Annotated in this window: 12 protein-coding genes; 8 read left to right on the forward strand and 4 right to left on the reverse strand. The window is 37.4% G+C overall.

Annotated elements, in window-relative coordinates:
* Positions 1-14 precede the first annotated feature (14 nt).
* A complete protein-coding gene (locus tag B8977_RS12610; protein ID WP_084018081.1) occupies positions 15-1,328 on the reverse strand; it encodes a hydroxymethylglutaryl-CoA synthase family protein in 1,314 nt (437 codons plus the stop codon).
* 56 nt (positions 1,329-1,384) lie between these two features.
* On the opposite strand from B8977_RS12610, the gene B8977_RS12615 reads away from it, so the two are divergent.
* On the forward strand, positions 1,385-2,509 hold the full coding sequence (locus tag B8977_RS12615) for a DNA polymerase III subunit (protein WP_084018251.1): 1,125 nt from the start codon (positions 1,385-1,387) through the stop codon (positions 2,507-2,509).
* 261 nt (positions 2,510-2,770) lie between these two features.
* Here the strand turns inward: B8977_RS12615 and rpsA are convergent, their stop codons facing one another.
* Complete coding sequence (gene rpsA / locus B8977_RS12620) at positions 2,771-4,582, reverse strand: 30S ribosomal protein S1 (RefSeq protein WP_084018082.1); 1,812 nt, start codon at positions 4,580-4,582, stop codon at positions 2,771-2,773.
* Positions 4,583-4,957: 375 nt separating this feature from the next.
* Here rpsA and B8977_RS12625 point away from each other — a divergent pair, with 375 nt between their 5' ends.
* The 7 genes from B8977_RS12625 to B8977_RS12655 all read left to right on the forward strand — a co-directional run bounded on the left by B8977_RS12625 (position 4,958) and on the right by B8977_RS12655 (position 11,441).
* Positions 4,958-5,473 (forward strand): GNAT family N-acetyltransferase, encoded by a 516-nt coding sequence (locus B8977_RS12625; RefSeq protein WP_084018083.1) that lies wholly within the window; start codon positions 4,958-4,960, stop codon positions 5,471-5,473.
* Positions 5,474-5,566: 93 nt separating this feature from the next.
* Entirely contained in the window at positions 5,567-7,261 is a 1,695-nt protein-coding gene (locus B8977_RS12630; RefSeq protein ID WP_084018084.1) for an amino acid permease, read from the forward strand.
* Positions 7,262-7,303: 42 nt separating this feature from the next.
* Positions 7,304-7,834 (forward strand): SRPBCC family protein, encoded by a 531-nt coding sequence (locus B8977_RS12635; RefSeq protein ID WP_084018085.1) that lies wholly within the window; start codon positions 7,304-7,306, stop codon positions 7,832-7,834.
* Between the two features lie 3 nt (positions 7,835-7,837).
* Positions 7,838-8,233 carry a hypothetical protein gene (locus B8977_RS12640; protein WP_084018086.1) on the forward strand — a complete coding sequence of 132 codons (396 nt, stop codon included), beginning with the start codon at positions 7,838-7,840 and terminating at the stop codon, positions 8,231-8,233.
* Positions 8,234-8,273: 40 nt separating this feature from the next.
* Positions 8,274-8,564 (forward strand): DUF6958 family protein, encoded by a 291-nt coding sequence (locus B8977_RS12645; protein ID WP_084018087.1) that lies wholly within the window; start codon positions 8,274-8,276, stop codon positions 8,562-8,564.
* 88 nt (positions 8,565-8,652) lie between these two features.
* Positions 8,653-10,062, forward strand: a complete 1,410-nt coding sequence (locus B8977_RS12650) for an APC family permease (RefSeq protein WP_084018088.1) — start codon at positions 8,653-8,655, stop codon at positions 10,060-10,062.
* 20 nt (positions 10,063-10,082) lie between these two features.
* Positions 10,083-11,441: a hypothetical protein gene (locus B8977_RS12655; protein ID WP_084018089.1), complete on the forward strand. Its 1,359-nt coding sequence runs from the start codon at positions 10,083-10,085 to the stop codon at positions 11,439-11,441.
* 5 nt (positions 11,442-11,446) lie between these two features.
* On the opposite strand, the gene cysS is transcribed toward B8977_RS12655, so the two are convergent.
* Both cysS and B8977_RS12665 read right to left on the reverse strand, forming a co-directional pair.
* On the reverse strand, positions 11,447-12,922 hold the full coding sequence (gene cysS / locus B8977_RS12660) for a cysteine--tRNA ligase (RefSeq protein ID WP_084018090.1): 1,476 nt from the start codon (positions 12,920-12,922) through the stop codon (positions 11,447-11,449).
* A gap of 22 nt (positions 12,923-12,944) precedes the next feature.
* The gene (locus B8977_RS12665; protein WP_084018091.1) at positions 12,945-13,322 is read right to left on the reverse strand and encodes a hypothetical protein; all 378 of its coding nucleotides are present in this window, start codon (positions 13,320-13,322) and stop codon (positions 12,945-12,947) included.
* Positions 13,323-13,328 lie beyond the last annotated feature (6 nt).

The following is a 13,328-nucleotide window of genomic DNA, read 5'->3' on the forward strand; positions in this document are numbered from 1 at the left end:
TGTGTGTATTTATTTTATTGTTGAAATGAATAATAGCGTGCGCCGAGTAAATTCGGATTTTCATTTTCTATTTTTTCCAATTTGAAACCATGAATCTTTCCTGCCGAATGCTTCAGTTTTTTTCGATGCAAATTTTCATAAGTTTCATAATCGATTGATTCTCTTTTTTCTAATTCTGCTTTCAAATTTAATTTTTCTATGACAGATTTCCAACCGCTTTCGATTGTACCTTCAAAAACTTTTGATTTGGAACCGCTTCCATAAGATAAAAATCCGACTTTTTTTCCTTCCAGATTTTCATCAGATAAAGTCAAAGCAGAAAGCAAAGCAGTGAAAATAGAAGCCGTGTACATGTTTCCGATTTCAGCAGAAGCCCATTGTGTCGGATTGATTTTTTCATGGATTAAATTTGCGTAATCATCTGATTTTGAAATAATTTTTTGATTTTCATTTGAATTGTCTAATTCATTTTCCAAAGCAAAAATATCTGTAAACATCCGTTTTCCTTGAAAGGCGTAAGGCAAATGAAACGCTAAATATTTCCAATTTTCGTATAATTTATCTGAATTTAATTGCTTTTTCAAGTCAAAATAAGCGTCGCGCAAACGGTCTTTGTAACATTCGTTTGAATATTGCCCATCGAAAATCGGTTCATCTGTAAAAATTTCAATCTGATCTGAACCTGAATTCACAGCGGAAACCACCGGTTCGTCTTCGCGGTATCTTCTTGGTTTGAAAAAATCGAAAACACTTTCAGTAGAAATTCCCCAATTATTTTCGAAAGAAATCAATTCCGGATTAGACGAAATCAACATCGCAACTGCACCTGCCCCTTGCGTATATTCGCCTGAAGAATCCAATGCATATTTTGCATAATCAGCAGAAATTACAATTGCTTTTTTGTTGGGATTTACCCTTACAAAATCCAAACAATTGTGCAAAGCATCCACACCGCCTACACATGCAAAAGTCATGTCCAAAACATCAATATGTCGGAATGAATTTTCTCCAAAATTTGTTTTTAAAACTTCCTGAACCAATTGTACAGCATAAGTTGCTGTCGGTTTGGCCGCATCCAAAGCACTTTCTGTACCGAGATAAATTCTCGAAATGTCTTTGGGATTTAAATTAAAATATTTGAATAATTTAAACAAAACATTAGCGGATAATGTGGCTGTATCTTCGTGTGCATCGAGCACTGCCATTTTTTTCAATCCTAAACCAAATTCAAGTTTTTCGGGTTCTATATTTCGTTTGATTGCGAGGTCTTTAACAGATAAGTAAATTTTAGGGAGATAAATTGCCGCAGCTTCGATTCCAACTTTCATTATTTTCAACTTTCAATAAAATTCAAATTTATAAATTAATGCCTTACTTTTGGGTTATGAATTGGGATAAAATTGCCGGGCAGCACGAAATTAAACAAAAATTAAAAGAATCGGTTGCGGAAGGACGTATCAGTCATGCACAGCTTTTCGTAGGAAAAGAAGGTTCGGGCGCGTTGGCGATGGCAATTGCTTATGCAGGAGAAATTTTATCACAGGAAAAAGGAGAAACAGCGCTTACAAAAGTAAATTCTCTGCAACACCCCGATTTGCATTTTGCTTATCCGGTAGCTTCGACCGATTCCGTAAAAGACAAACCGACAAGTGCCCAGTTTGTAAGAGAATGGAGAGAATTCTTTTTGGAAAATCCTTACGGGAATATATTTGACTGGCTTCAGTTTTTGGGGATTGAAAAGAAACAAGGAAACATCAACGTACATGAAGCGCAGGAAATCGTAAAAACGCTTTCACTCAACAGTTACGAGGGTGGATACAAAATTATGATCATCTGGCTGCCGGAATTGATGAACAATGCTGCTGCCAATAAACTCCTGAAAATCATCGAAGAACCACCGCAGAAAACTTTGTTTTTGTTGGTTTCGGAGCGTGAAGATTTATTGTTGCCGACAATTACTTCGCGTTGTCAGTTGGTTAAATTGGATCGTTTGTCAGATCATGAAATTGCAGAATATTTAAAACAAAATAAAGATTTGTCAGAAATTGAAGCTTTGCGTTTGGCGATTTCTGCGAATGGGAGTCTGCATGAAGCTTTGTCGAATTTAGGAGCCGGAAATTCAGAGTTTGAAGCTTATTTTGTGCAGTGGGTGCGAAATGCTTTCATGGCGGCGAAGAATCCAAATGTTTTGAAAAATCTGGTAGAATGGGCAAATGAACTCAGCGGTTGGTCGCGCGAGCAGCAGAAACAGTTTCTGAGTTATTGTTCCGAGGTTTTCCGTCAGGCATTACTTCAGAATTATCAGGCTGAGAATTTGGTTTTTATGCGATTGGAAAATGACGGATTTAATTGGGGAAAGTTTTCGCCATACATTCATGGTGCCAATATCGAAGATATTCTGAACGAAATCAATGAGTCTTCTTACCACATAGAGAGAAATGCAAATGCCAAAATCGTTTTGCTGGATTTGTCAATCAAATTGACGAGGTATTTGCATAAGAAAGGTTAAATCAATTTGAAAATTCAAATTATTTCGGAATTGCACCCGGGATGAAGGCATTTCCTTCGGTAGTTCGCTTCACTCGTGTGTCTGAGTTCTTTTTGTGAATTCGCCACAGCGAAGTTTACAAAAAAGAGAGTGCCGCCAGCCCGAAAAAACGCCCAAACCTAATGAAGCGGTTCGACGAAGTCAAATAAAATGTCAAATATCTATAAATAAAAAAACCGCCCTTTTACAAGGACGGTTTCTATCATTTAAGGAAATTTGGGATTAGTTTCCTTCTCCTTCCATTCTCTTTTTCAATTCTGCTAATCCGTCAAGGTCACCCAAAGTCGAAGTTTCGATGTTTTGGTTTTCCATTGCTTTTTTCGCTTGTTTTTCTTCCTCTTCACGGAAAGTTGCCGTGTGAGAAACTACTACGCGACGGAATTCTTTGTTGAACTCAATCACTACGAATTCTAATTCGTCACCTTTCTTCACACGTGAACCGTCTTCTTTCTCCAAAGTTCTTGCAGGAGCGAAAGCTTCTACGTCAGCATCTTCGAATTGGATAGTTGCACCTTTGTCAAATGCGTCAACAGCTTTACCTGTGTGGCGTGAACCTACAGCGTACTTGCTTTCGTATTTGTCCCAAGGGTTTTCTGTCAATTGTTTGTGGCCTAAGCTCAAACGACGTGCTTCTACGTCTAATTCAAGAACTACTACGTCTAACACGTCATCCACATTTGTGAATTCAGATGGGTGTTTGATTTTTTTAGTCCAAGAAAGATCAGAAATGTAGATCAATCCATCAACACCTTCTTCTAATTCTACAAACACACCGAAGTTAGTAAAGTTTCTTACTTTTCCTTTGTGCTCAGAACCGATTGGGTATTTAGTTGTGATGTCAGTCCAAGGATCAGCAGCCAATTGCTTGATACCTAAAGACATTTTGCGTTCGTCTCTGTCCAAAGTCAAGATTTGAGCTTCAACCTCATCACCAACTTTTACGAAATCTTGTGCAGAACGCAAGTGCGTTGACCAAGACATCTCAGAAACGTGTACCAAACCTTCAACTCCCGGAGCCACTTCGATGAATGCGCCGTAATCAGCCAATACAACAACTTTTCCTTTTACTGTATCACCAACTTGTAAGTTTTGGTCTAAAGCTTCCCAAGGGTGTTTTTCTAATTGTTTGATACCCAATTGAATTCTTGTTTTGTCTTCGTCAAAATCAAGGATAACAACGTTGATTTTCTGACCATCTTCCAAGATTTCTGATGGATGGTTGATTCTTGACCAAGAAAGGTCTGTAATGTGGATCAAACCATCAACACCTCCTAAGTCAACAAACACACCGTAAGAAGTAATGTTTTTCACTTCTCCTTCCAATACTTGTCCTTTCTCTAATTGAGCAACGATTTCTTTTTTCTGTTCTTCGATATCTGCTTCGATCAAAGCTTTGTGTGATACAACAACGTTTTTGAATTCAGGGTTGATTTTAACCACTTTGAATTCCATTGTTTTACCAACATATTGTTCGTAATCACGGATTGGTTTCACGTCGATTTGTGAACCTGGCAAGAACGCTTCGATTCCGAATACGTCCACAATCATACCACCTTTCGTACGAGCTTTGATGTAACCGTTTACAATTTCTTGTGTATCGTGAGCTTTGTTCACAGCATCCCAAGCGTTCAATGAACGTGCTTTTCTGTGTGACAATACCAACTGACCGTTTTTGTCTTCACGTGTGTCAACCATTACTTCAACCTCATCGCCTACAGCTAAATTTGGGTTGTAACGGAATTCGTTCAATGAAATAACACCCTCAGATTTGAAGTTGATGTCAACAATCGCCTCTTTGTCTGTCAAACGGATAACTTTTCCTTTGAATACAGCGTTTTCGTCAAGGCTGTCCAAAGTTTCGTCATACATTTTTTCCAACTGCGCTTTTTCTTTGCGATCCTCAGCATTCAGTCCGCTTTCAAATGATTCCCAGTCGAATTCTTCTAATGAAATGTTTGAATTTGATTCGTCAGAATTTGTACTTAAGTCCAATACTTGTTCTTCTAACTCTTCGTGATTTGTCTCTTTTGACATAATTTAAAATTTGTATCTCAAAAATAATCATCGAAAGCAGCGCGGAAATGGTTTTTGAGAGTGGTTAAACTTGTGAAATTCAATACTTTGTTTCTAAATCCGCCAAAGTGGGTGCAAATTTATAAATTTTTCTTGAATTAATTATATAAATGATTGGAAATCTGAATAGTTAAAATTTTTCAAAAATGTTTTGGGCAGCTTCCGATGGCAGAAAATTCAACTAACATAGAAAATCCCGGAAGCCATCGGAACCGGGCTGTCGGCACTCGCTCTCCGTCCGCCATGGCAGACGGAGGAGCTCAAACAGATGCCTTCATCCCTTCCGCAAATCCGTTATAATTTTCAAAACAATGGAAATAAAATTATTTTTACAAAATGAATCAAGAAAATCTCAATTTCCGCAAAGGCTCGGAAAAAGACATCCCCGAAATCTGGAAAATCCTTCAACAATCCATCGAACGAAGGAAAAATGACGGCAGCAAGCAATGGCAGGACGGTTATCCCAATATTTCAACCGTTGAAAGTGACATCGAAAAAGGCTACAATTATATATTGACTTTAGATGATAAAATTATCGCCACCGCAGCTTTGATTTTCAATGACGAACCAACTTATGATGTGATTGACGGTGCTTGGATGACCCATGAAGATTTTTTGGTTGTTCATCGTGTCGGTGTTTCAAATGAAGTTGCCGGAAAAGGTTTTGCCACAAAATTCTTTCAGATTTTTGAAGATTTCGCCAAAAAAAATGAAGTGTTCAGCATCAAAGTCGATACAAACTTTGACAACCTTGCCATGCTGAAAATCTTAGAAAAATTAGGTTATTCCTATTGCGGTGAAATCCAAGTCAGAGATGGTGCACGGAAAGCGTTTGAGAAGATTTTAAGGTAAGAAACAATTAATAAAATTGAGACAAAGTTCTAAACTTTGTTAAAGTTGACTAAAAAATACCTAATTTCATTCTACGAAATCTTATTTACACACATGAAAAACAATCTATTCCGTAAAAAATCTATTGAACAATTGCTCAATGAAGAAAAAGGAAGAAGCAATGGTTTGCGGAAAATATTGTCGGTCAGGGATTTAACTTTCATGGGAATAGCCGCAGTTGTCGGTGCAGGAATATTTTCAACCATCGGTTCAGCAGCATACAATGGCGGGCCCGGCATTTCATTTTTGTTCATCATTACAGCTGTAACTTGCGGATTTTCGGCCTTGTGTTATGCGGAATTTGCCAGTAGAATTCCAGTTTCAGGAAGTGCTTATACTTATTCGTATGTAGCTTTCGGAGAAATCATCGCATGGATAATCGGTTGGGCTTTGATTTTAGAATATGCAATTGGAAATATCGTTGTCGCTATTTCCTGGAGCGGATACTTCAATAATTTATTGGTTCATGTTTTCAACATTCATCTTCCGAGCTGGATGCTCATTGATCCGCTGACGGCCAAAAACGCTTTTATTGAATCCACTTCCGCGCTCGCTTCCGGAGCGGAATTGACTGCCAAACAAATCAAAAATTACGAATTTGCGATTCAGGCTTACAATACCGCACCAATGATTGGTGACGTAAAAATATTTTTCAACCTTCCTGCATTTATAATCGTGGCTTTGATCACATGGCTGGCATATATCGGCATCAAGGAAAGTAAGAAATCAGCAAATTTCATGGTGATTTTCAAAGTGGCGGTTATCATTTTTGTGATAGTTGCCGGTGCATTTTTTGTAGACGTAAACAATTGGACACCGTTTTTACCGAATGGATTTGAAGGTGTTTTGAAAGGTGTTTCCTCCGTCTTTTATGCTTATATCGGTTTTGATGCAATTTCTACGATGTCGGAGGAATGTAAAAATCCACAGCGCGACATGCCGCGAGGAATGATTTATTCGCTCCTGATTTGCACCGGATTGTACATTTTGATTGCATTGACCTTGACGGGAATTGAACATTATTCCAATTTCTTAAACGTCAATGATCCGCTTGCATTTGTGTTTGAAGACCGAGCACCTTGGATTGAGAAAATTGTCTCCATAAGTGCCGTCGTAGCGACGGCTTCCGTTTTATTGGTTTTCCAAATCGGACAACCGAGGATCTGGATGTCGATGAGCCGTGACGGACTTTTGCCGAAACAGTTTCAGAAAATTCATCCGAAATACCAAACGCCTTCTTTCGCCACAATTGTAACCGGAGTTATTGTCGGAATTGGCGCATTATTCATTGAAAGTGATCTGGTTACCGACTTGACGAGCATCGGAACTTTGTTTGCATTTATTTTGGTTTCAGGTGGTGTTTTGTTCTTGCCACCGAAAATCAAAGAACCTGGAAAATTTAAATTGCCTTACATCAACGGGAAATTTATTGTCCCAATTTTATTGGCCGGATTTATTTATTTGTTTAGAACGAGAATTGAACTTGCCATTACAGAATTCAGTTTTTCCAACCACCAGGAAATTTTGTTTTTGGTCTTTTTAATTTTGGCGATTGTAATTACAGTTTTGACGATCATTCGAAATTATTCATTGATTCCAATTATGGGTGTTTTGACTTGCTCTTACCTGATGATTGAAATCCCGATTGTAAGCTGGCAATGGTTTTTGATTTGGATGGCTTTGGGATTGCTTATTTATTTCCTTTATGGTTATCGAAACAGTAAATTAAATTTAGAAAATAGGATATAGCATAATATACATTAACAACAATTTTAGAATACTAAAAATACCATGAAAACCATAATCGCAATTTTACTTGTAATAGCAGGCGTCATAGCCTTGCTATTAATCATAGCCCTTTTTATGAAAAAGGAACATTTTGTCAATCGTGAGATCATCATTAACGCGTCCCGCCAAAAAGTATTTGACTTTTTAAAATTGCTCAAAAACCAGGAGCAATTCAACAAATGGGCAAAAGCCGATACGGATAGAGTGGAAGGAAGCAAAGGAACAGACGGAACGGTTGGTTATATTTATACTTGGAGTGGAAATGGTAAAGCAGGGAACGGCGAAAAAGAAATTAAAAACATCATTGACGGGAAACGAATTGAAACCGAAATCCGGTTTGAAAAACCTATGAAAGTTACCTCAAGTTTTACAATGGAAACTGAATCTTTATCGGACAATCAAACCAAAGTAACATTAATCAATTCAGGAAAACTGAATTATCCTATGAATATAATGATACCAATGGCAGAAAAAAACTTCGCAAAAGATATGGACGAAAGTTTGAGCAATCTGAAAACTATCCTTGAAAAGTAAACAATGAAAAAGTATATCGTTTTAAAATTAATCGGCTTGGCAGTACTGACTATGATAACTTTAGTTATCATTTCATTCCTTGAAGTGGCATTGTATTCTTACCTCATCAATCCAGGACAGGCAGAAAGTTTTTATGAAGCACATGCCGAATGCACTGCACCGTATATTTCAGGTATTTTCGGATTTATCATTTTCTTTCTCGTTGCAAGATTTTGGAATAAAAAGAATTATCCAAATTCATTCAAATTAGCGATTCTTTTTCCACTTGTTTATGTATTGTTGGATATCATCATCATAACGGCAGCGGGCGTGAAATGGTCTGATTTCTTTTTAATTTTTGCAATCGCCAATGCAGCAAAATTTCTTGGAAGTTCCTTAGGATATAAATTAACGAAATGATAAAGAGAACTGCTCATAACGATATTAAAAAGTTTACGAAATGGAACAGAAAATTCAGCTTCAACATCCGCAGGGAAAGAAAGCAGTCAGTATAAGCAAAGACAAATACGAATTGCTGAAAGAGCAAATAACAAAATTTCTGATTAACAAAACGGAAGGAACTTTTACCGACATTTCAAAAGCGATAACACAGGAATTAAATGACAAGAAAATCAAGTTTGAGGGTTCGCTGAACTGGCATTTGGAATGGGTAAAGCTTGACCTTGAAGCAAAAGAAGTTATCAAACGGATTGACAAGAAAACACCGCAAAAATACATACTGAATAATTAGACAACGAGCACAACAACAGTTGTGCGGCGGGCCGCGACCGGTAAGCGAAATTCGAAAGATATTAAACATTAAACTTAAAACAAAAACCATGAACGATAATTCAAACCACGAAATGAAACGCGAATTATCGCTCCTCGACGGAACGATGATCGTAGCAGGCTCCATGATTGGGTCCGGGATATTCATCGTCAGTTCAGATATAGCTCGAAATGTTGGCAGCGCAGGCTGGTTGATTTTTGTTTGGGTTCTGACGGGTGTTATTACCCTGATTGCTGCATTGAGTTACGGCGAACTTTCGGCTATTTTCCCAAAAGCGGGCGGACAATACGTTTATCTGCGTGAGGCTTATGGAAAATTGATAGCTTTTCTCTACGGTTGGGGATTGTTTACGATCATCCAAACCGGAACGATTGCCGCTGTGGGCGTTGCTTTTGCAAAATTTACTGCTTACATTTTTCCGTTTTTCAGTGAAGACAATGTACTTTTTTCAATCAGTGAATTCAATTTTAGCTCAGCGCAATTATTGGCAATTATATCCATTATTTTTCTCACTTGGCTGAATTCCAGAGGTGTAGAAAACGGAAAATTCATCCAAACGACTTTGACGATTGTCAAAATTCTTTCTTTGGGAGGGTTAATAGTTGCCGGACTTTTTGTTTCATTCAACACCGAAATTTGGGATGCTAATTGGGCAGGAGCCTGGGAAACGGTGCAATGGAATCCGGATACATCCCAAATGATAAATGTCGCTTACGCTGCGGTCATCGCCGGAGTAATTTCAGCGATGGTTGGATCTTTGTTTTCAAGTGATGCCTGGAACAATGTGACTTTCATCGCCGGAGAAATGAAAAATCCTCAACGAAATATCGGACTGAGTTTATTTTTCGGGACAATGATTGTGACGGTGATTTATGTTTTGATGAACCTGATGTACGTAGCAACGCTTTCGATGGAAGAAATTGCAACTGCGCCACAGGACAGGGTTGCCGTAGCTTCGGCTTTGAAAATATTTGGTTCTGGAGGTGCCATAATCATCGCCGCGATGATTATGATTTCTACTTTTGGATGCAACAATGGATTGATCCTCGCCGGCGCACGTGTTTACCATGCGATGGCAAACGATGGTGTATTTTTCAAAAAAGCAGCCGGATTGAACAAATTTGAAGTTCCGGCTTGGGGACTGTGGATTCAGTGTATTTGGGCGTCGATTCTTTGTTTGAGCGGTCGATACGGCGATTTGCTCGATTTTGTAGTAATGGCGGTTCTGATTTTTTACATCTTGACGATTGCCGGAATTTTCATTCTCCGCAAAAAACGTCCGGAGTTGCCAAGAACGTACAAAGCCTTTGGTTATCCGGTTTTGCCTGCATTATATATCCTTTTGGCATTAACTATTTGCATAGGATTGCTGATTTATAAAACGGCTTATACTTGGCCGGGCGTGCTTATCATCCTGATTGGAATTCCGGTTTATTATATTATTAATAGGAAGAATTAATTCAGTTTAAACCTTTTGGAATGAATCAAAAATTATGGAATGCTATTGAGGATTTTGATTTTGATGTCCCCTTGAGTGAATTCAATTTTTCAACTCGGTTAGCGAAAGAAAATTTTTGGACAGAAGCCTTTACTCATCAAGCTATTCTTGAATACAAAAAATTTATGTATTTGGCTGCTACTTCAGATTCTATGGTTTCTCCTTCTGAAATTGTGGACCAAGTTTGGCACGAGCATTTGGTTTTTACCAAATCCTATCAGGAATTCTGCGAGTTATTAGGAAAACAGATTCAGCACATTCCATCCACACATCATAAGGGAGAGCTTCAAAAATTTAAGCAAGCAAAAGAAGATACTCAAGTTCTTTACAATAAAGTTTTCGGGGAACAACCTAGAAATATTTGGGATAAATCGGATATGTTTCAAGGGCTAAATTTGAAAAAAGCATGCATCAAATTGAGAATGAAATTATTGGCAACAATATTCATTTTAATTGCTTTGTTTTTTCCGCTTTATTATTTGCTAAAGCCCATTTATATTCAAATTCAGAGCAAACCTTTTCTGATTGGAATGATTACAATTGGGATAATTCTTTTTGTTTCATTGGAAATTTATAATCGACATAAACTCAAAGATTTAATGAATGGATTTGATGCAAATTCTTTTTTCTTTGATTTGGAACCTGACGAATTAATGTATTTAAAGACGCGAAAGCTTCCTTTTTCTATCTATGCAACGCTTCATGAACTCGTTGAAGATGGAATAATTAAAATTGATAAGGATAAAAAAGTTAGCTTACTGAAAGACCGTAAAACAGACAATAAAAAGTATTTTCAAGTTACTTCTATTTTAAAAGAAAAAGATATTGATTTTCAGAATCTTATTTCATTATTAAGTTCAAAACCAATCTTTAATAACATCAATAATTCAATGGATGCTTTTGTGAAATATGTTCAAAAATCAAGTAGGTTTCATCAGTTGTTTTATTTAAATTTTATAGTTCTTTCATTTTATCTATTATTAGCTTTTGTGCGTTTGGCTATCGGAATTGCAAGAGAAAAACCTATATTATACATCATAGGACTGACATTTGTGTTGTTAATTTATGTTGCATATCACTTATCTAGATTAGCTCAACAACTATTTGGTGAAACGATTTTATCTTATTACAAAGATGAAGTCCTTCCTCTAAAAATCGATAACAAAGGCTGGAAATGGAACTATTATTTAATGGGTCCAGCCGTTTTAGCTGCGGCCTTTTTGCCAATTTTACCTACAAGATTTCAAAATGACGGCGGAGGAAGTGCTGGCTGCGGTTCAAATTGTGGCTCTTCCTGTGGTTCCTCTTGTGGAGGCGGATGCGGCGGTTGCGGTAGCTAAAAAAATCACAAACTATAATCCGTCCCGTCTTTTCCGTCTTTGAGCTGGATTCCGATTTCGGCCAATTCATCACGAATTTGGTCAGACATCCCCCAGTTTTTTTCGGCTCTTGCCTGATTTCTCATTTTGATCAACAACTGAACGGTCCCGTCTAATTTGGACAAATTTCCTTCATTTTCTTCTTCTGCTTTTAAACCTAGAACATCAAATACGAAAGCATGAATTGAAGTTTTTAATTTATCTAAATCTTCTGAAGTCAGTTTTTCAGTTCCGGCTTTCACGCCATTGATAATCCTCACCGCATCAAACAAATAAGAAATTAAAATCGGCGAATTGAAATCATCATCCAATGCAGCATAACATTCAATTATCCAGTTATTTACGTCAAAAGTTGAAGTGTCTGATGTTTCTAGATTTTCCAAAGTTTTGATTGCATCCATCAAACGGTTAAATCCTTTTTCACTTGCCACAACTGCATCATTTGACAAATCTAAAATGCTTCTGTAATGCGCCTGCATCATAAAAAAACGGATGACCATCGGCGAGAATCCTTTCTCGAAAAAATCGTTGTTTCCGGAAAATAATTCATCAGGAAGAATCGTGTTTCCGGTAGATTTTGACATTTTCTGACCGTTTAAAGTCAACATATTTGCATGCAGCCAGTATTTCACTGGAGATTTTCCGTAAGCGCCTTTTGCCTGCGCGATTTCGCATTCGTGGTGCGGAAATTTCAAATCCATTCCACCGCCGTGAATGTCAAATTGTTCACCTAGGTATTTGGTGCTCATAACGGTACATTCTAGGTGCCATCCCGGGAAACCATCGCCCCATGGCGAATTCCAACGCATTATGTGCTCAGGCAAAGCTTTTTTCCAAAGCGCGAAATCCTGCGGATTTCTCTTTTCGGATTGTCCGTCCAAATCACGTGTGTTTGACATCAATTCTTCGATGTTGCGGTTGCTTAATTCACCGTAATTCCCGCCTTCTTCATTGAATTTTTTTACATCAAAATAAACCGAACCGTTTACTTCATAAGCCAATCCTTTTTCGATTAAATCTTGGGAAATCTGGATCTGCTCCACGATGTGACCTGTGGCTGTCGGTTCTACATTCGGAGGTAAATTGTTGACTTGCTGCAATACTTTATGGAAATCGATGGTGTACTTTTGAACGATTTCCATCGGTTCCAAACGTTCCAAACGTGATTGTTTGATGAAGCGGTCATCGCTTGGATCGCCGTCTTCTGTCAAATGTCCAGCATCAGTGATATTTCTGACATAACGGACTTTGTATCCTAAATGAATTAAATATCTGTAAATGAAATCAAACGACATAAAAGTCCTCACGTTGCCCAAGTGAACGTTGCTATAAACCGTCGGTCCACACACGTACATTCCAATTTTATCTTTGTTGATGGGAACGAAGATTTCTTTTTCTCCGCTGAGGGAATTGTGCATTTTGAGGTTGTGTTCTTTTGTCATTTTTTTAATTTAAAATTAGAGATTATTCTGTCTTATGAATAACAGTCTGACCTTCTCCACATTTATTAGAAATTGCTTTAATGGTATAGCTATTACCATCAACCTTTATTATAGTAGATTTAACCCAATCACCTTTATCTAAACAACCTGAAGCATTAATAGATTTTTTATGTGTAAGGATATAAGTAGAATCATTAATCCATTTAATTTCATTAATTAATTTCGATTTTCCATTATTGAATATCTCTATATTTTTCTTTTCAGTTCTAATAATTTCAACCTTACCAGAATTACCTTCATACGAAAATTTACCAGTTTTAAACTTGCTATAAATATTACTTTCCTGAGATTGTCCAATCCCAAAACAACAAAGCGTGATTAAAAGAAAAAGATATTTCATTTTGTA

Source organism: Moheibacter sediminis, from assembly GCF_900176425.1.
GTDB classification, from domain to species: Bacteria; Bacteroidota; Bacteroidia; order Flavobacteriales; family Weeksellaceae; genus Moheibacter; species Moheibacter sediminis.

Excerpts from the sequence above, each read along its gene's own strand:
- B8977_RS12610 (WP_084018081.1), bottom strand. The coding sequence starts at position 1,328 with ATGAAAGTTGGAATCGAAGCTGCGGCAATTTATCTCCCTAAAATTTAC.
- B8977_RS12615 (WP_084018251.1), top strand. The coding sequence starts at position 1,385 with ATGAATTGGGATAAAATTGCCGGGCAGCACGAAATTAAACAAAAATTA.
- rpsA (WP_084018082.1), bottom strand. The coding sequence starts at position 4,582 with ATGTCAAAAGAGACAAATCACGAAGAGTTAGAAGAACAAGTATTGGAC.
- B8977_RS12625 (WP_084018083.1), top strand. The coding sequence starts at position 4,958 with ATGAATCAAGAAAATCTCAATTTCCGCAAAGGCTCGGAAAAAGACATC.
- B8977_RS12630 (WP_084018084.1), top strand. The coding sequence starts at position 5,567 with ATGAAAAACAATCTATTCCGTAAAAAATCTATTGAACAATTGCTCAAT.
- B8977_RS12635 (WP_084018085.1), top strand. The coding sequence starts at position 7,304 with ATGAAAACCATAATCGCAATTTTACTTGTAATAGCAGGCGTCATAGCC.
- B8977_RS12640 (WP_084018086.1), top strand. The coding sequence starts at position 7,838 with ATGAAAAAGTATATCGTTTTAAAATTAATCGGCTTGGCAGTACTGACT.
- B8977_RS12645 (WP_084018087.1), top strand. The coding sequence starts at position 8,274 with ATGGAACAGAAAATTCAGCTTCAACATCCGCAGGGAAAGAAAGCAGTC.
- B8977_RS12650 (WP_084018088.1), top strand. The coding sequence starts at position 8,653 with ATGAACGATAATTCAAACCACGAAATGAAACGCGAATTATCGCTCCTC.
- B8977_RS12655 (WP_084018089.1), top strand. The coding sequence starts at position 10,083 with ATGAATCAAAAATTATGGAATGCTATTGAGGATTTTGATTTTGATGTC.
- cysS (WP_084018090.1), bottom strand. The coding sequence starts at position 12,922 with ATGACAAAAGAACACAACCTCAAAATGCACAATTCCCTCAGCGGAGAA.
- B8977_RS12665 (WP_084018091.1), bottom strand. The coding sequence starts at position 13,322 with ATGAAATATCTTTTTCTTTTAATCACGCTTTGTTGTTTTGGGATTGGA.